The organism is Microcoleus sp. Z1_A1, assembly GCF_036700305.1.
Classification (GTDB): domain Bacteria; phylum Cyanobacteriota; class Cyanobacteriia; order Cyanobacteriales; family Microcoleaceae; genus Microcoleus.
In genome coordinates this window covers 13,772-31,839 of record NZ_JAUBOR010000042.1, presented here as the reverse complement: position 1 = coordinate 31,839, position 18,068 = coordinate 13,772, and the positions used below count along the sequence as shown (strand labels likewise).

The window sequence follows — 18,068 nt, the reverse complement described above, 5'->3', positions numbered from 1 at the left end:
ACTCCAACACCAGCGACCACAACTCCAACACCAGCGACCACAACTCCAACACCAGCGACCACAACTCCAACACCAGCGACCACAACTCCAACACCAGCAGGCACAACAACGAACCCCACAACGGGTACAACAACTAACCCCATAACAGGCACAACAACGAACCCCACAACGGATCCATTGCCGGTACAGGTTCCGGGTACGAGTCCGAGTCCGAGTCCGAGTCCGACTGCGGGCGGGACAACCCCAAGTCCGAGTCCTTCGATCGTCCCCACTCCCACTGCTGCGCCCCCAACTCCTCCGCCTTTGGGCGGCGGGCCGACTCCGCCGAGTTTTACATCTCCGACTCCTAACCAGCCGCCGATCGTGGAAGCGGGCAAGACGGTGACTGGTTTGCAGAATTTGCCTCTGTCTTTGAGCATTTCGGCGCCCAGCGACCCCGAGGGCCAGCCGCTGTCGATCGCGGTAGTCGGACTTCCCAATCCTACTTTTGGTCAGGTAATTACGGGTACGAACCCAGTCACCGTGAACCAAAAGTTAACCGTTCAGGATTTACTTGGGCTGACATTTCAACCGGGAACAAACGCGATCGGGCAAGCCGGTTCTTTCAGCTACAGCGTAGCTGACGACCAAGGTGGCACCGCAGCAGCGTCAGTGGCAATTAACATCAATTCTTTCGATACCTCCGTAACTGTTCCAACTATTCTGTCGCCGATTGCTGTCGATGACGGCATCGTCTTTACCAATACGAATAATTTGCTGCCCACTTTCATCGACGTACTGGCGAACGATTCCAGTCCGCAAAAAGGGACACTCAGCATTATCAATGTCAGCACACCACAACTGGGCGTAGCTGTAAATCTTGTCTCTCAAGTGCAATTCATCCCCGGCAACGTAGCGGGTACAACTGCTTTCACCTACAGCGTCAGCGACGGATTCGGGACAGTTCCGGGCGTAGGTACTGTCACCGTTCAAATCTTGCCGGCTGATAGCGGGCCTAACAATTTAGTGGGGGGTTCTTTGCCGGACAATTTGGACGGTTTGTCGGGCAGCGATACTATTGATGGTCAAGGCGGCAACGATACGATTAACGGCGGTTTGGATAACGACGTGCTCGTAGGCGGCCTCGGCGCAGATACCATGACAGGGGGCGGCGGCAGCAATCAATTCCGCTATACCAGCCCTGCACAAGGTGGGCCGGCTTTTGATGCGTCTTCTTCGGCGGCGATCGAGGCTGCGATCGCAGCGGGCGGATACGATGTGATTACTGATTTTAGCGGTCTCGGTGTGCCGATCGCCGATCAGTTTAATTTTGCCCCCGGATTTGCGAATCTTAGCGGTAACACCCAAGTTCTGCTGAATGTGCAGACAACGGTTTCTGCAAATATTCTGGGAGGAAGTGCTTTCTTGTTTGCCTACGATTCCGGCGGCAATACTTACATCATTTATGACGGCAATGGCAATAACCTCACCGGCAGCGATTCTCGCATTTTGGCGAAGTTAAATGGTGTAACTGGGGTTTCTTCTCTTTCGGAATTTGACTTGACGTTTATCTAGGAAGATAAGAGGTTTTAAACCGCAGATTAACGCAGATAAACGCCGATTTTGTTGGCTTTATCTGCGTTAATTTGTGTTTATCTGTGGTAAAAACGTAAATGTGATATTATGTCCGGTTGATTACCCCTAATACGGTAGGGGCGGGTTCACGAAAAATATCGGCCAATAATTGACAATCTCAAAAACCCGCCCTTTTAATCGCGCTCCCTCCCTCGGACATGATCTGATTATCTTCAGAAAACAATCCCAACAAATGCCAGAGAATAGCACCGAACTTTGACAAAAATCAGAAGTTTGAAACTGCAAATAAACGCAGATAAACGCAAATTTTGTTAGCAGTTTATCTGCGTTTATTTGCGTTCATCGGCGGTGAAAAATTAAATCTGATTATCTTCAGAAAAAAGTCCCAGCAAAGGGCCGAGAATGGCGCCGAAAACAAAGCCGCCAGCGTGAGCCCAGTAGGCAACTCCCCCGGATTCCATGCCGACACTTGCCGGGGCATTCAAGGAAGCCAAGCCGCTCAATGCTTGCTGTGCAAACCAAAATCCTAGAAAGAAGAAAGCGGGGACTCTGACAGTGGTAATAAAGATTCCCAAGGGCAGCAGTGTCAGAACTTTGGCTTGGGGATATCTGAGAATGTAAGCTCCCATCACGCCTGCGATCGCGCCGCTAGCACCTAGGGACGGAATGGCAGATGTTGAGGAAAAAAACCACTGAGTTAGTGATGCTAAAACGCCGCAAGTAAGGTAAAATATTATAAATTTGATGTGTCCTAAACGGTCTTCTACGTTGTTGCCAAAAATCCACAAAAATAACATATTTCCGGCAATGTGGAGAAAGCCTGCGTGCAGGAATTGGGAGCTAATTAGTGTCGTCCATTCGGGAAATGGCGAAACTGGCAGAGCCACCCGACACATATTGCTTAACTGGCAAGGAATTACGGCCCAAGAGTAGAAAAATTCGGTTAATTGTCGATCGCCCAAACTGAGTTCGTACAAAAATACTAATATGTTTGCGGCAATCAGCCCGTAGGTGACGTAGGGAATGATAGTAATTGGATTTTCATCGCGTAAGGGAACCACAGCCTTTTTTTCCTCATCAAAATATTGGCAACACACTAGCGCATTTATAGCCCATGTGTCTCCTGTCTAAAGGAAGAGGGGACAAGCCAATCGATTTTAGATTTTAGATTTTAGATTTTGGATTTAAAGAATTGAAGATTTAAAGAATTGAAGAAAGCGACCTCATATCATTTCCGGTCGAGGGAACGCGATTGTTGTAGGGGCGGGTTCACCAACAATACCTGCCAATAATTGACAATCTCAAAAACCCGCCCCGACCGGGATACTAGGGTTATACCACTTCTCCAAAATCATGCAACAGTTATGAGTAAGGTGCGTCGCTGTAAGATAGTCGCTTTTTTTGATAATTTAAGGGTAGCGACGCACCCTACAGCTACTGTTGCATGATTTTTTATAATTAGTATTAATCCATCGGACATGATATTACGGAGGTATCCGGGGGCTGCTTATCGGATACTATATTTTTTATTTGTGTACGGATGAATCCGGGGGCTTGTACCGCCGCCGGATGCCGCAAGCTTCCTTCAAACCCCCCGTGTCCCGGTGAAATAATAATAAAACCCATTGAATAAAACCCTCCACCTTGCAGTTAGTTGAATATCTGCTTTTTAGTGTTGGGTTTTATTTTACCGCAAAGGCGTATATTGTAGGATTGCAGAGGAAGTTTGTAGTTGCGATATTGGTACTGGTTTTCACATCTCAACCAAACTACAAACTTATTTATCCCCTTGCTGATTACATTTTTACAGCAGGGCTAGTCGAAGGTTTAGGCGACTTGATTTCCTGGGAAACTGCACGGGCGCGGAAGAGTTTAGCAACGACTTGTTCACACTTAGACAAATCCGATTCTATTTCTGTAAAAATGGCCGTTGATACAGGATCTGTGAACTTCACCCGCAAGTTGTTGATATCGACAACACCGGTTTGCAAATCACCGAGAGTGCTCCGCATTAAGAACGTTTCATCGCTTCCTTGCATCGAAGCTTTTAATTTAGCGTACTTGTCAGCAATTTGGGCAGGAATTGAGGGTTTTTCACCAAAATCGTTGAGGCGACTTTCGAGAGCGATGATGTGGTGCTGTTTGTTTTGAATCATTTCTCTCAAGAGCGATCGCAAATCGCTGTCTTGGGTTTTTTCCGCATAATGTTCAAAGGCTTCGCAAGCATAGCGTTCCCCTGCGAGGGCGGTATTCAAACCTTTAACAATGTCGCCTTGTGTAGAACCTCCCCAACCATTAGCTAATTTCCACCATTCTGCATTTGTATCAGTTTCTTCTGGCAAACCGACTGCTTTTCCGCCGTAACCGAGGCGAGCCATAATGGCGGTAGTAAATATTGCTAAATCTCCCGGTTGGCGGGAAGTGATCAAGTTGCCGTCAACTACTAAAGCTTCGTTAATGTAGTTAGCTCCGGCATTGATCATGTCTGTTTTAATTGCCAAGAAACCAGTCGCATTTTTGCCTTTCAGCAAGTCGGCTTCAATCAAAACTTGCGGGCCGTGGCAAACAGCAGCGACGATTTTTCCTTGCTCAAATGCTTCTCGTACAAACCTGACTGTGTTGGGATTAGTCCGCATTGTATCTGGAGCCATGCCGCCGGGAATTATCACTGCATCGAATTCTGCGGGCACTGCTTCAGTGGTAGTTCCGTCAGCTTGCTGAGCAACTTTTCCTTGTTTCCCTGCATACTTTTCGTTTGTCCGCGAACCGAGGACAACTACATCAAAATTTGCTTGTTTTAAGGCGTTGTAAGGAACTAGGAATTCGGAATCTTCAACTCCATTTTCAATGAGTATGGCAACTCGTTTTGTGTTGCTACCGTTATGGGTTGTCATAATCAAATTTCCTCAGACTATCTTTGTTCTAAGCATAAATGATTTATGATGTTGTTAGCGTCTTGCTAAAGTGATAAATTAGTTAGTTTTAAAAGATGTCAGCGTGAGCCTTGAGAGGTATTTTACAGGAATTGTCTCAATGCACATAAGAGGCTCCGTTAATATCGATCGTAGTCCCGGTAGCGTGCGTAGCCAAACCGGATGCTAAAAACGCGATAACATTGGCAACATCTTGAGGAGGAGCGATTTTGCCGATCGGGATATCGCGAATAATATCAGCTTCACCGAACTCCTGAATAAACTGATTAGACATTTCTGTACTAACAAATCCCGGTGCAACTGTAAAAGCCAAAATATTATCAGCCGCAAACCCTCTAGCAATACTGCGAGTTAAAGCAACAATAGCACCTTTAGAAGCGGCGTAGTGCAGATAATTCGGGTCATCGCCGCGAAAAGCAGCGCGACTTGCTATATTAATAATTGTACCGACCCGGCGAGTTTGAAAATGCAGAATAGATTCCCGGCACAAATCGGCAACGGCAATTAAATTCACTTGTAGAGTTTGCTGCCAAGCTGAAGACCAAATATCGAACTCGTCCTCTATACCCGCTGACTGCATAATCCCCGCATTATTAACTAAAATATCAATATGGCCCCGCCATTTTAAAGCATCTCGCCACAAAGTCGAGGCCGCGTTTTCCACCATCAAATCTGCTGCCAATAAATAACAGCGATCGCGCGCAACACTTGCTGCCACCGCTTCAGCTTCTTCCTGACTGCGAAAGTAATGCAAAATCACCTCGGCCCCAGCATTAACCAGAGTCCGCACCGTCACTGCACCAATCCCTTTCGAGCCACCAGTTACTAAAATTACCTTTCCGGTTAAATCAATCATTTATGTCTCTCTTTTCTCTTTCTCTGTGACCAAGAATTTCTTGATGGTACCCGCCACGTGATTTATCCGTGGAATCAATCCAAAATCTAAAATCTAAAATCCTCAAGCCCCCGCATTTATCTCGCGCAAGTCAATCTAAAATCTAAAATCTAAAATCTAAAATCGATTGACCTCTGCGCCCTCTGCGGTTAATAAAAAAATAAATCCCCTTCACACACGAAATATAATTGCTCTATGATACAGCACATACCATCTAATGTGTATGCCATTTCCTCATGCTGATGGATATCTGCAATAGACCTCTCCAAAAACTTCCAAATCCTTTCCCCTGTTGGTTTCTATTAGAAATATAGCCACTGCTTACAGCACTATAGCTTCTTTGTCATTAAACTCGATAACTACAGTGGATTAGGCAGCAAAGGTCGAATGATCTCCATAATTCGATCGGAATTAAAATTATTGATATAATCAGTTAGTGTTTGGGACAAACTTGCTTTTGATTCGGGAATTTGTACGATTAATTCGTTCATAACTTCGGTATCGAGATAGTAAGCTGCTTGATACATTTGTTCTAACCACTGAGGGGACATCACGGATATATCTTCTACAGACAGCGTTTCAACTAATTGTTTTTGTGGAGTTGGTTCTACCACTTCGTAGATATATTGCACTCCCAAATATTTAGCGATTTTGTCAAAAAGTTCTCTCTGCTCAAATGGCTTGCTTATAAAGTCGTTACAGCCAGCCATGAGAACTTTCTCTCGATCTTCTTCAAAAACACTCGCAGTTAAAGCAATAATGACAGTTTCTTGGCTCTCAGGGCGTTCTCTAATATATTTAGTAGCTGTGTAGCCATCGACGATCGGCATTCGCAGATCCATCAGAATTAGGTGTGGCCGCCAACTCTGCCACAGTGAGAGTGCCTCCACTCCCTGTTTGGCTTCTCTCACCTCAAAACCAACCGAGGTAAGGATCTCGACTAACAAGCGGCGATTTTCTTCTAAATCTTCAACAATAAGAATGCGGTAACTCGGTTGTCCAGGAGCTAAACTAATTACTTTTTGATTAATTGATTCTGGGGGTAAGGATTCTGCTTGAGGTAACTGTACGCCAATCTCAAAGGAAAAAGTGCTACCTCGGTTCAAAATGCTTTTAACCCGAATCTGACCGCCCATAAGTTTGACGAGTTTTTGACTAATGGCTAAACCTAGCCCCGTGCCTTGACTCAAATTATTTCCAGCTTGGGCTTGCACAAAAACCTTAAATAATTTCTCAATTTCTGTGGGCGCAATTCCGACACCTGTATCCTCAACTTCAAAACATAGGTGACAGGATGTTTTGTCTATTTGTGTTGTTCTTACCCGTAGGGTGATGCTTCCTTGATTGGTAAACTTAATCGCATTACCAAGCAGATTGACCAAGACTTGATAGAGTTTTTTCTCGTCACTATGCACAAATTGAGGAATGTCGGGTTCTCGATCGACAATTAGCTGCACTTCTTTAGATTGGACTTTAACTTGGAACATTTCTTCAATAGAAGTCAGCAAACTTGTCAAATCAAACTCAGAAGGATTGAGGGTCATCCGTCCGCTTTCTATTTTGGATAAATCTAAAATATCGTTAATCAAGTCCAATAAATGTCTACCGCTACGATTGACAATCTGTAAACGTTCTTGGAGAGAAGGAGTCAGATTTCTCTCATAGCTCATCAATTGCGTGAATCCCAAAATTGAGTTGAGGGGGGTGCGGAGTTCGTGGCTCATATTAGCAAGGAAGACAGTCTTGGCTTGGTTTGCTTCATTTGCCTGCTGAAATTCCAACTCAGCTTGTTTGCGATCGCCAATGTCAATTAAATATCCCAAGATTTCTACTGGTGTACCTGAATTATCTCGAATTAGCCTAAGCTGACCCAGCATCCAGCAATAAACCCCATCGGAGCGACGCAAACGGTATTCGTGGAAGTAAAAATCATTAACGAATAGATTTGCTAAGCCATGAAGCACTGGTTCTACATCATCTGGGTGTAAGTGATTCACCCAAAATTTAGAATCTTCTAAAAACTCGCGGCTTTCGTAGCCCAATATATCTTTGATATTTTCGCTGATGAACGTTGCGCTATAATCGCCAGCAGGTTTACTGCTAAAAATGACAACTGGGCTGTAGTTTAGAAGAAAGTTGAGGCGATTTGTGGTAGCTTGCAAGGCTTGTTCAGCCAGTTTTAGCTCTGTTGCATCCTCCTGAACAGCAACATATACAGTTCCGTATTCAGGATGCTCAAACCTGGATGTATGAACTCTGCACCAAAAGAGAGTTCCATCTTTCTTTCTATTCTGGACTTCATATTTCGCTTCCCCGGCCTGTTCAATTTGAGTGACGATATCTAGAACGGTTACATCTGGTGTAACCTTTGTATCGACATAATTTAAGATACCAACGGATTGACCTGCGAGTTCGCCCTCTGTGTAGCCAAACATAGCGTCAAAGGTAGGATTGGTGTAGACTATCATGAGGTCTGAGGCTTTGATTAAACAAACTCCTCCTGCCATGTTATTCATGATAACGCTTTGAAGCTCTAGCGTTTTTTGAGCTTCTTTCCGAGCCGTAATGTCTTGGATTTGAGCAATAAAATGCAGTGGATTTCCCTGTCCATCTTGTACTAGCGAGCCATCAAGAAGAATCCAAATTATATGTCCTTGTTTATGGAAATACCGTTTTTCCATTTGGTAAGTGGAAATTGTTCCTGCTAATAGTTGATGTACATAACTAAGATCCGCCTCTAAATCGTCAGGATGGGTAATGTCTTGGAAAGTTAACGCTAACAACTCTTCTGAGGAGTAGCCAATAATCTGACATAAGGCAGGATTGACTTTAATCCAATGCCCATCAAGTGAAACGATCGCCATCCCGATAGAGGCATCTTCAAACGCATGGCGAAACTGCTCTTCACTGTTTCGTAAAGCCATCTCAATTTTTTGGCGATCGCTAATATCGCGCATAATAACAGTAAATACCGTTTCGTCTCTCATTTCGAGCTTAGAAATAGAGGCTTCAGCCGCAAACTGCGTTCCATCTCGACGACGACCCAAAATCTCGCTTCGTTCTCCCATCCTTCGCGCTCTGCTAGAAGACTGTGCAAATTGTTTGATATGCTGCGGGTGTGCATCTCTAAACTGTTCTGGTAGCAGTAAATTCAGTGGCTTCCCTAAAATATCCTCAATTTTATAGCCAAACATCATTTCTGCCCCATGATTAAACAGAGTAATGCGTTGAGTGCGATCGACTGAAATAATTGCATCATTGGCGATTTCTAGAATTCCTGCAAAACGAGCCTGCGATTTTTGTAAAGCATCTGTTCGTTCAGTCACAAGAATTTCTAAACTTTCGTTAAGTTTTTTAATTTCTTTTTCGGCTTGTTGGCGCTGGTAATCTATCTGGTTCAAAAAGCGAGCCGTCCCCAAAATGAGAATTGAGAACGTGAAAACCATAACAGTTGAACGCAATGTATAGCCAAAATTAGCGTTATACCAGCCTAACTTTTGTCCCTGAAGAGTGAACCAGTTCAGTGTCACTGGAAAGATCGTGGCCCAAGGCAGCAACCACCGAACCATGACTCCGCCAACTAGGGGACTGGTTACTACTTGCATTAATCCTTCCTTGGGGCGGAGCCATAAAATTCCTCCATAGAGGATGAAAAATGTGACGATCGCGTTTACGGGTTGAGTCGTCGTAATTGTGGCCAAACGTTCAAGAATATCGACATTGAATAGGTGTGCAAATAAAGCTAGTAGAGAAATTAAAGCTGCAACACTACTAAAAATCTGAGCCAACCAAGTAATTCGTTGGGATTTTTGCCCTAACAGTAGCAGTGCTACTCCCATCAGCACAAAATTTAGGGCGGTATTTATTCCCATTCTTCCCGGATAAGGAGTCGCTGAAGACACGAAATCTCGGAAAAGCCACTCATCAATACCCAGCTTCCAACCAAAAATATACTGGCTCAGCGTCAGCATACCGACGATCATTATCAATCCGGCCATCCCTTGAGCGATGCGATCGTGCAGTCTGGTTTTTTGGTACTGCAACAATCTCAAAGAAACTCCAGCCAGCAAAAAGCAAATTGCCGTGTTTGCTTTCATGGTCGAAGTCATACCGGGAAAACCGGTTTTGAGTAGGGAGATGTCAAATTGCCAACCCAACAGCACGAGACACCCGATCGCAATGACGAGTAGACTTGCCATTTGAGAACTCCGCTTGTTCATAAATCGGCTGCTTGGCTTGAAACAATGTTCTTCTAATGTTACGCGAAGCGAAGAAGGGCTACCACGGGGGGACTGCCCCTAGCTGAATAATTCATATTTTTTATGGTTGCGCCCCCTTGCCAGCCCAATATCTCCGGGTTCGCAGGATTTCTTTGTGGGTAAAATGACTCTTTTAACCGAATAATTAAACTATACTATTTGTGCATATGTTTATATTCCTCTAGCAGGAAACTAGGGAAATCAGTATGATTGTCGATAGAACTAGCGATAGAATTAGCGATCGAGCTACCAACTACCGAGGCAATATTTTAATTGTTGACGATCTGCCTGATAACCTGCGTCTGCTCAGGGATACTTTGAGGGCAGAGGGTTATAAAGTTCGTAGTGCCACGACAGGTGCAATGGCGCTCAGAGCCGCCCAATCGCCATCGACGGAGTTAATCTTACTAGATATTAAGTTGCCCGATCAAGATGGCTATGAAGTTTGCAGACAATTAAAATCTGACGAGCGCACCGCAGAGATTCCAATAATTTTTTTGAGTGCGCTCAATGAAACTTTTAATAAGGTGCAAGGGCTGGCTGCTGGAGGAGTTGATTATATTTCTAAACCATTTCAAGTCGAAGAAGTATTAGCTCGTGTCGAAACCCACCTAACTATCGGAAGGCTGCAACAAAAACTCCAACAGCAGAATTTACGTCTCTTGATAGAAATTGAAGAACGGCAACGTCTCGAAGAGTCTCTCTTTGCCGAAAAGGAATTGGCTCAAGTGACACTGCAATCCATTGGCGATGGGGTTATTACTACTGATGCCCAAGGTAATGTGAGATATTTCAACCCTATAGCTGAGCGACTGACAGGCTGGAAAAATCATGAGGTTCAAGGAGTTCATTTCTCGACAGTCTTTCTAATTGTCGATCAAGTAACGCGAGAGCCAGTAGAGAATCCTATAAACAAGGCTCTATTAGAAGAGCGAATTGTGACCTTAGCTAGCAATACTATTCTGATTGCCCATGATGGAACCGAGTATCCAATTGCTGACTCGGCAGCACCGATTCGAGACCGCCAAGGTCAAATTATCGGGGCAGTCATGGTCTTTCATGATGTTACGGAATCGCGCTATCTCACCCGTCAACTCTCTTGGGAAGAGAATCACGATGCCCTGACGGGGTTAATCAACCGTCGAAGATTTGAGCAGCACCTAGTTGATGCGATCGCCTCTGTTAAACATAGCAATCACCAGCACGCTCTCTGTTATTTAGATTTAGATCAATTCAAAGTCGTTAACGATACCGTAGGTCATATTGCTGGCGATGAGCTACTGCGCCAAATCACCGCGCTTATTCAACAGGGAGTCCGTGCTCATGATATGCTGGCTCGCTTGGGAGGTGATGAATTTGGTATTTTGCTCACTCAATGTTCGCTCTCTCAAGCAACTCAAATTGCGGAAAACCTCAAAAACCTAGTGCATCAGTTTCGGTTTATTTGGAATGGCCAAACCTTTATCATCGGAGTCAGCATTGGAGTTGTTGCTATTGACCAAACCAGCCAAAATTTGATGGAGCTTCTGGGAGCGGCTGATGCAGCTTGTTATGCCGCCAAAGCCAGAGGCCGCAACTGTGTTCATATTTATAGTCTAGATGATAGCGAGCTAATTAAACAACGTGGTGAGAGACAGTTGATTTCCAAAATTACCCAGGCGCTGGAAACAAATCGTTTTTGTCTCTACTACCAAAAGATTGTCTCTATTACTTCTAAACCATTAGTAGAGCATTATGAGATTTTGCTCAGAATGCTGGACGAAAATGGAAAAATAGTATCTCCTAATGAGTTTATTCCCGCCGCTGAGCGTTACGGATTGATAACAGAGATAGATTGTTGGGTAATCGAAACTTTATTCTCTAATTATCACAAATTGCCGGAGAAAGATGTTCTTTCTCAAGGCTTGTATACGATAAACCTCTCTGGGGCTAGCATTAGTAACAATCAGTTTATGAGGTTTTTAATAGAACAATTTTCTCGTTACAAAGTTCCCCCACAAACCATTGGTTTTGAAATCACGGAAACGGCAGCGATCGCAAACTTTGAGCAAGCCAGATATTTCATGGGCGAACTCAAAAAGATTGGCTGTTGCTTTGCTTTAGATGATTTTGGCAGTGGGTTGAGTTCCTTTGCTTATCTAATGAATTTACCAGTGGATTATCTAAAAATTGATGGTGCTTTTGTCAAAAATATTAGTCATAATTTGATTTCTCAAGCGCTCGTTGAAGGGTTTAATGGTATTGCCCATGCGATGAATCTCGAAACTATAGCTGAGTTTGTCGAAGATGAGACTATCTTAGAAAAATTGCGGGAGATTGGAGTAGATTATGCTCAAGGTTATGGGATCGCCCGCCCTGTCCCTATTAACTTTAATCCCTAGCGATCGCACGATCGCCAGCGGGCCCATTGCCTCACGCCTGCCCCTTGTCTGGAGACATCCAAGAGTCGATCGCCCGCTGCTACAAGGCTAGCTCAATTTGCTGTGTCAGATTTAGATCGAATGTGCTGTAATTGTAAAGGATTGAATCTTCTATTGGAAATAAACCGGAAAATTTGCCATGAAAGCAGTTGCGTTCGATCGCTACGGTTCAGCCGAGGAATTGCAGTACCGAGAATTGTCCAAGCCGATCGCCAAATCCAACGAATTGTTAGTGCGAGTTCGCGCTAGCAGCGTCAATCCCGTAGACTGGAAAATCCGGAAAGGACACCTGCAACTATTAACAGGATTTAACTTTCCTCGAATAGTCGGTTCTGACATATCGGGAGTTGTCGTGGAAGTCGGCGGGGAAGTCACCAAATTTCAACCCGGAGATGAAATTTATACTTTCTTAAATCCCATCAATGGGGGTGCTTGCGCCGAATATGCGGCCGTGCCAGAATCGGATGCCGCCTTTAAACCGAAAAACATCACTCATGCAGAAGCAGCAGGAGTACCGATCGCAGGTTTAACTGCTTTGCAATCGCTCAGGGATTTGGGTGTAATTCAATCAGGAAACAAAGTATTGATTAACGGCGCTTCCGGCGGAGTTGGCACTTTTGCCGTGCAAGTTGCGAAAGCAATGAACGCGGAAGTAACGGGAGTTTGCAGTGCTAAAAATAGAGAATTTGTCAAGAGTTTGGGAGCGGATTTTGTTGTCGATTACGCGGAAGTTGACTTTACTCAACAGCCAGAAAAATATGATATAATTTTAGATGCGGTGGGGACAAGAACCTTTGCTGAATGCGAAAAAGTGCTGCAACCAGAGGGAGTTTATATCTCGACTTTGCCGATTTTAGACAATTTCGCACCGATGTTAACAAGCTGGTTTATATCGGGTAAAAAAGCTAAATTAATTGTCGCCAATGCCAACACCAGCGATTTAGGGGCTTTGCGGGAGTTAATAGAATCCGATAAAGTGGAGCCGATTGTCGATCGCACTTACAGCTTACAAGAAGTAGCAGCAGCCCACGCTTACAGCGAAACGGGCCGCGCGATCGGCAAAATTGCGATCGTGATTGAATAAAGAAGGCACGACACGGATTTTGACATGGATACACGGATTAATTATCGATCGTTCCTTCTACTGCTGATGTCAGAATAAAGAATGAAGAAGGAAGTCGGAGCAATTATGAAATAACTATTCTCAATTTCCAATTTCCAATTAATTACCACTTTCCAATTACCCCTTTCCTCTTCCCAATACCCCTTACCAATTACCAATTTCCTATGACTGTGCCCTCAGACTTGGAGACATCCGAACAAGGTTCCGACAACAACCTAGAACAAGTTAGCGAGGGAAATAGCATTGCACCCATCGCCGATGATTTAGAGGCTGTCAGTAACTTAGAAGACGAAGCAGTTAGCGAGGAAAATAGCATTGCACCCATCGCCGATGATTTAGAGGCTGTCAGTAACTTAGAAGACGAAGCAGTTAGCGAGGAAAATAGCATTGAACCCATCGCCGATGATTTAGTGGATGTCAGTAACTTAGAAGATAAAAAAGTTAGAGCTAAAAATAGCATTGCACCCATCGCCGATGATTTAGAGGCTGTCAGTAACTTAGAAGACGAAGCAGTTAGCGAGGAAAATAGCATTGCACCCATCGCCGATGATTTAGTGGATGTCAGTAACTTAGAAGATCAAAAAGTTAGAGCTAAAAATAGCATTGCATCCATCGCCGATGATTTCGAGGGTGTGAGTAACTTAGAAGAAAAAGCAGTTATCCCGGAAAATAACATTGCACTAATCGCCGACAGTTTTCTGGGTTCCCGCAACCTAGAAAATGAATATCTCGATGAACTTCCCGACGAAGTTGAAATGTCTTTATTCGAGCATTTAGAAGAATTGCGTCAGCGACTTTTTTACTCGCTAATTGCAGTAGTAATCGCTGTAATCGGTTGCTTTTTCACAGTTAAACCTATCGTGCAACTGCTCGAAGTACCGGCCGGGCCCGTCAAGTTTCTGCAACTAGCTCCCGGCGAGTATTTCTTTGTTTCTATTGAAGTAGCCGGATACAGCGGTTTGCTCATCGCCAGTCCGTTTATTTTTTACCAGATAGCGCTGTTTGTTCTCCCCGGCTTGACTCGCAAAGAACGCAGGTTGCTGGGGCCTGTGTTTTTCGGTTCGAGTTTCCTATTTTTGGGCGGTTTAGTCTTTGCTTACATTGCTCTGATTCCGGCGGCGCTCAACTTCTTTGTTACCTATGGGGCTGATGTTGTAGAGCAGTTGTGGTCGATCGACAAATACTTTAAATTTGTGCTGCTGTTAATGTTCAGCACCGGCTTAGCTTTTCAAATCCCGATTCTCCAAGTATTGCTCGGTGTTTTGGGCATATTTTCTTCCAACCAAATGCTTTCCGGCTGGCGGTATGTAGTCTTGGGAGCGGCAGTTTTGGGAGCGGTTTTAACGCCTTCTACCGATCCTTTAACGCAAAGTCTTTTAGGAGGTGCGGTGCTGAGCTTGTATTTTGGCGGGGTTGGTTTGGTAAAGCTTTTAGGGCGGTAAAAACTCCACCGAAAGATCGATCGACTCTCAGCAAAAAAATATAGAGACGCGATCGCCCGCGCCTCTATAATTACTAAAAGTTAAAATTCCACACCAAAGTTTTGTCAAAACTTTGACCCCGCGTAAAAGCAGGTAAAATCCCGCGACTTAAGGAGTGGAACACCCAAAATTTTAGACTAAGTTTCAAGCTCTCAGATTCAATACAAAAGTAAATCTAAAATCTAAAATCTAAAATCTAAAATCTAAAATCGACTGACTACATTCGGAACTGTTCGACTTCAGGAGTGTAGCCGATCGGCAAAATGTAATCCAGATTCTCGTGGGGACGAGCAATTATGTGATACGATAGCAACTTTCCGCCATCGACCTTTTTAACTGATTCAATTCCAGCAGCAACGGCTGCTTGCACTTCAGAGACATCTCCTCGCACTATAATTGTCCAGTAGGCGCGGGTTATTTTCTCATAGCGAACTAAAGTAACACGGGCTGCTTTCACCATTGAGTCCGCAACTTCTACTGCAGCGGGAAATCCTAAGACTTCAACCATTCCCAGTGCAACACCCATTACAACATTCTCCTAAATTTCACAAGATATCTGACACTCATTGTAGGTGAAATTGTTGACAGAAATTGGTTCGGATGATTTTGGTAAGCATGAAGGACGATCGCCCAAAATTTAAAAAGCCCCTAAAAAGCCCCACAAGCTGTTGCGGCATTTAAATCCCACAGCAGGGCGCGCGCAGCAAAGCCCGCCACACAAGACTTTGAATCAAAACAACTGTGCAAATTAGATGCGCCACAGCTTAGTTTCTCACCAGCGGCAAGTCGTATGACAAGCTCGCCGATCGATTTTCGGGACTTTGGGCTCAACTCATCCAGCCGCGGCGCGACACAAAACTTTAGGGAACTCCCCCAGAGCCCGGCTGTGGAGTCAATCGATTGCGCGATTTTAGATTTTAGATTTTAGATTTTAGAATTGAAGCATTGACTTGCGCGAGATAAATACGTTCGGCAAGTTTCATCGGATACAGGTTTTTTATTTCTCGATCCTGAGTCTGCGCGTTGGAATGAATCACGTGGCGGGTATCCTGGATGATGAAGGTCAATCTCAAATCTAAAATCTACTGAGTGATTCAAAACTCGTCTAGCAACCACTCCGAGGCTCTTTCACCCAAATCTAGAGGAACGCTGACAGCTTTACCCAAGCGCGGGCGATCGCGAGTAGTTACGATATATTCTCTCACCTGTTCTGTACTCCCCCAGCCGTTGAGGTAATTGGCCACCGCATCCAAATGCTCAAAATAATCAGCCTCCGTCATCGGAAAAGATGCCTGTTCTAGATATTTCCACATAACTTGCACAAAAATCTTGCCCCGCGTTCGCCGCAATCTGATATCGTAAGACTTTCCCCATTTTTCTAGCAGTAGCTGGTGTAAATCCTGGCCCGTCATGGTTGCTCCTGAGTTAATCCATTAAACAATAAAAGACAAAGTTCAAAAAATGTAATAATACTCTAATAAAGGCTGGAAGGCGCATTCTTAAAAGGAATTTTCGTTGCCTAAAATTTGTGCGAGCAGATTAACGGCAATTATCCCAGTTGTCTGCACGTAAAGGTTCGCGCTCCAGCTAACAAACAAACGTAACTTAAAACCGTAAAGGCAGGTCATGGCTCAATCTTCTGCTGGAAATCCCGATGTCCCCGATATGGGGCGTCGCCAATTTATGAATTTGCTGACGTTCGGTACAGTCACAGGTGTGGCACTGGGCGCACTCTATCCCGTTGTCCAATATTTTGTTCCTCCAGCGAGTGGGGCAGTTGGTGGCGGAGTGACAGCTAAAGATGCTTTGGGTAACGACATCATCGTTAGCGAATATTTGGCTTCGCACCCTGCGGGCGATCGCAGCTTAGCCCAAGGTCTCAAAGGCGACCCCACCTATGTTGTGGTGAAAGAAGACTTATCTATCGCCGACTACGGCATCAATGCAGTCTGCACTCACTTGGGTTGCGTCGTGCCTTGGAATGTTAGCGAAAACAAGTTTATCTGTCCTTGCCACGGTTCTCAATACAACAATGAGGGCAAAGTGGTGCGCGGCCCCGCGCCTTTGTCTCTGGCCCTGGCCCACGCCACTGTCGCAGATGACAAAATCGCTTTTACAACTTGGACAGAAACTGATTTCCGCACCGGCGAAGCACCTTGGTGGTCTTAAACAATTTTGGATTTTAGATTTTAGATTTTAGATTGGGGTCAGCGGTGAAAATCCAAGATAATTGCATCCCTAAAACAGTCTAATAATCCGAAATCCAAAATCCAAAATTCAAAATCTAAAATTCACGCATTGTCTGACCTTTGAGATTGAATACTCTAATGCCACAAACTAATTTATCTGCGATATTTCGCCGCAGTGCCAGGACGATCGCGAAAACAGCCTTAATTGCGATCGCAGCCGCAGGATTTTTCCTAACCAGCGACATCGCACTTCCCCAAGCAGCATTTGCTTACCCTTTCTGGGCACAGCAAACAGCACCCGCTACTCCCCGCGAAGCAACAGGTCGCATTGTTTGCGCTAACTGTCACCTCGGTGCAAAACCGACTCAAGTTGAAGTACCGCAATCTGTTTTGCCTGACACTGTTTTTGAAGCTATTGTCAAGATTCCCTACGATACTAGCGTGCAACAAGTTGTCGGCGACGGCAGCAAAGGTGGCTTGAATGTCGGCGCAGTTGTGATGTTGCCCGAAGGTTTCAAGATTGCTCCCGCTGACAGAATTCCCGAAGAAATGAAGGAAAAAGTCGGCGATCTTTACTTCCAACCTTACAGCGAAACCCAAGAAAATATTGTTTTAGTCGGCCCAGTACCGGGAGAACAGTACAAAGAATTGGTATTCCCAGTTTTGTCGCCGAATCCGGCAACTGACAAGTCCGTTCACTACGGCAAATACCAAATTTATGTGGGTGGCAACCGCGGCCGCGGTCAGGTTTATCCTACTGGCGAAAAGAGCAATAATACAGTTTACAATGCTTCGGTAGCTGGCAGCATTTCTAAGATTGCTCAACCGGAAGCTGGCGGTTATGAAGTGACCATTCAACCTGCAGAAGGTGCAGCCGTTGTTGATACGATTCCCGCAGGCCCAGAACTGATTGTTACCGAAGGACAAACAGTTGCAGCAGGCGAACTTTTGACGAACAATCCTAATGTGGGCGGCTTCGGTCAAAAAGACGTGGAGATCGTGCTGCAAAGTGCCGATCGCGTTAAAGGATTGATGGCTTTCGTAGCTTTGACCATGCTGGCTCAAATTATGCTGGTTCTCAAGAAGAAACAGGTCGAAAAAGTTCAAGCTGCTGAAATGAATTTCTAAACGCGGCTGTAATTAGTTGGGTAAGGTACTATGTGCACACCCAACTATTAGGTAAGTAGGGCGGG

General features: G+C 44.8%; 12 protein-coding genes. 6 read left to right on the top strand and 6 right to left on the bottom strand.

Features of this window, described 5'->3' with window-relative positions; translation table 11 throughout:
* On the top strand, nt 1-1,554 hold a 1,554-nt coding region (locus tag QT973_RS21950; RefSeq protein ID WP_445243034.1), incomplete at its 5' end, for a calcium-binding protein.
* A gap of 377 nt (nt 1,555-1,931) precedes the next feature.
* On the opposite strand, the gene QT973_RS21945 is transcribed toward QT973_RS21950, so the two are convergent.
* The 4 genes from QT973_RS21945 to QT973_RS21930 form a co-directional block, all read right to left on the bottom strand.
* Nucleotides 1,932-2,636 carry a rhomboid family intramembrane serine protease gene (locus tag QT973_RS21945; RefSeq protein ID WP_333392164.1) on the bottom strand — a complete coding sequence of 235 codons (705 nt, stop codon included), beginning with the start codon at nt 2,634-2,636 and terminating at the stop codon, nt 1,932-1,934.
* A gap of 735 nt (nt 2,637-3,371) precedes the next feature.
* Nucleotides 3,372-4,469 carry a DJ-1/PfpI/YhbO family deglycase/protease gene (locus tag QT973_RS21940; protein ID WP_333209606.1) on the bottom strand — a complete coding sequence of 366 codons (1,098 nt, stop codon included), beginning with the start codon at nt 4,467-4,469 and terminating at the stop codon, nt 3,372-3,374.
* Between the two features lie 136 nt (nt 4,470-4,605).
* Nucleotides 4,606-5,364: an SDR family oxidoreductase gene (locus QT973_RS21935; RefSeq protein WP_333055281.1), complete on the bottom strand. Its 759-nt coding sequence runs from the start codon at nt 5,362-5,364 to the stop codon at nt 4,606-4,608.
* Between the two features lie 398 nt (nt 5,365-5,762).
* Complete coding sequence (locus QT973_RS21930; RefSeq protein WP_333392162.1) at nt 5,763-9,602, bottom strand: PAS domain S-box protein; 3,840 nt, start codon at nt 9,600-9,602, stop codon at nt 5,763-5,765.
* Nucleotides 9,603-9,868: 266 nt separating this feature from the next.
* Between QT973_RS21930 and QT973_RS21925 the strand changes: the two genes are divergently transcribed.
* The 3 genes from QT973_RS21925 to tatC all read left to right on the top strand — a co-directional run bounded on the left by QT973_RS21925 (nt 9,869) and on the right by tatC (nt 14,647).
* Complete coding sequence (locus QT973_RS21925) at nt 9,869-12,043, top strand: EAL domain-containing protein (protein WP_333209610.1); 2,175 nt, start codon at nt 9,869-9,871, stop codon at nt 12,041-12,043.
* Between the two features lie 178 nt (nt 12,044-12,221).
* Entirely contained in the window at nt 12,222-13,166 is a 945-nt protein-coding gene (locus tag QT973_RS21920) for an NAD(P)-dependent alcohol dehydrogenase (protein WP_333392160.1), read from the top strand.
* A gap of 713 nt (nt 13,167-13,879) precedes the next feature.
* On the top strand, nt 13,880-14,647 hold the full coding sequence (tatC, locus tag QT973_RS21915; protein WP_333055366.1) for a twin-arginine translocase subunit TatC: 768 nt from the start codon (nt 13,880-13,882) through the stop codon (nt 14,645-14,647).
* A 256-nt stretch (nt 14,648-14,903) separates the two neighbouring features.
* Here the strand turns inward: tatC and QT973_RS21910 are convergent, their stop codons facing one another.
* A complete protein-coding gene (locus tag QT973_RS21910) occupies nt 14,904-15,212 on the bottom strand; it encodes a carbon dioxide-concentrating mechanism protein CcmK (RefSeq protein ID WP_333044070.1) in 309 nt (102 codons plus the stop codon).
* A 568-nt stretch (nt 15,213-15,780) separates the two neighbouring features.
* Nucleotides 15,781-16,098, bottom strand: coding sequence for a DUF3067 family protein (locus tag QT973_RS21905; RefSeq protein WP_333036983.1), 318 nt, complete (start codon nt 16,096-16,098; stop codon nt 15,781-15,783).
* A gap of 214 nt (nt 16,099-16,312) precedes the next feature.
* Here QT973_RS21905 and petC point away from each other — a divergent pair, with 214 nt between their 5' ends.
* Complete coding sequence (gene petC / locus QT973_RS21900; RefSeq protein WP_333055285.1) at nt 16,313-16,855, top strand: cytochrome b6-f complex iron-sulfur subunit; 543 nt, start codon at nt 16,313-16,315, stop codon at nt 16,853-16,855.
* 158 nt (nt 16,856-17,013) lie between these two features.
* Nucleotides 17,014-18,003, top strand: a complete 990-nt coding sequence (gene petA, locus QT973_RS21895) for a cytochrome f (RefSeq protein WP_333055287.1) — start codon at nt 17,014-17,016, stop codon at nt 18,001-18,003.
* Nucleotides 18,004-18,068: the final 65 nt, after the last annotated feature.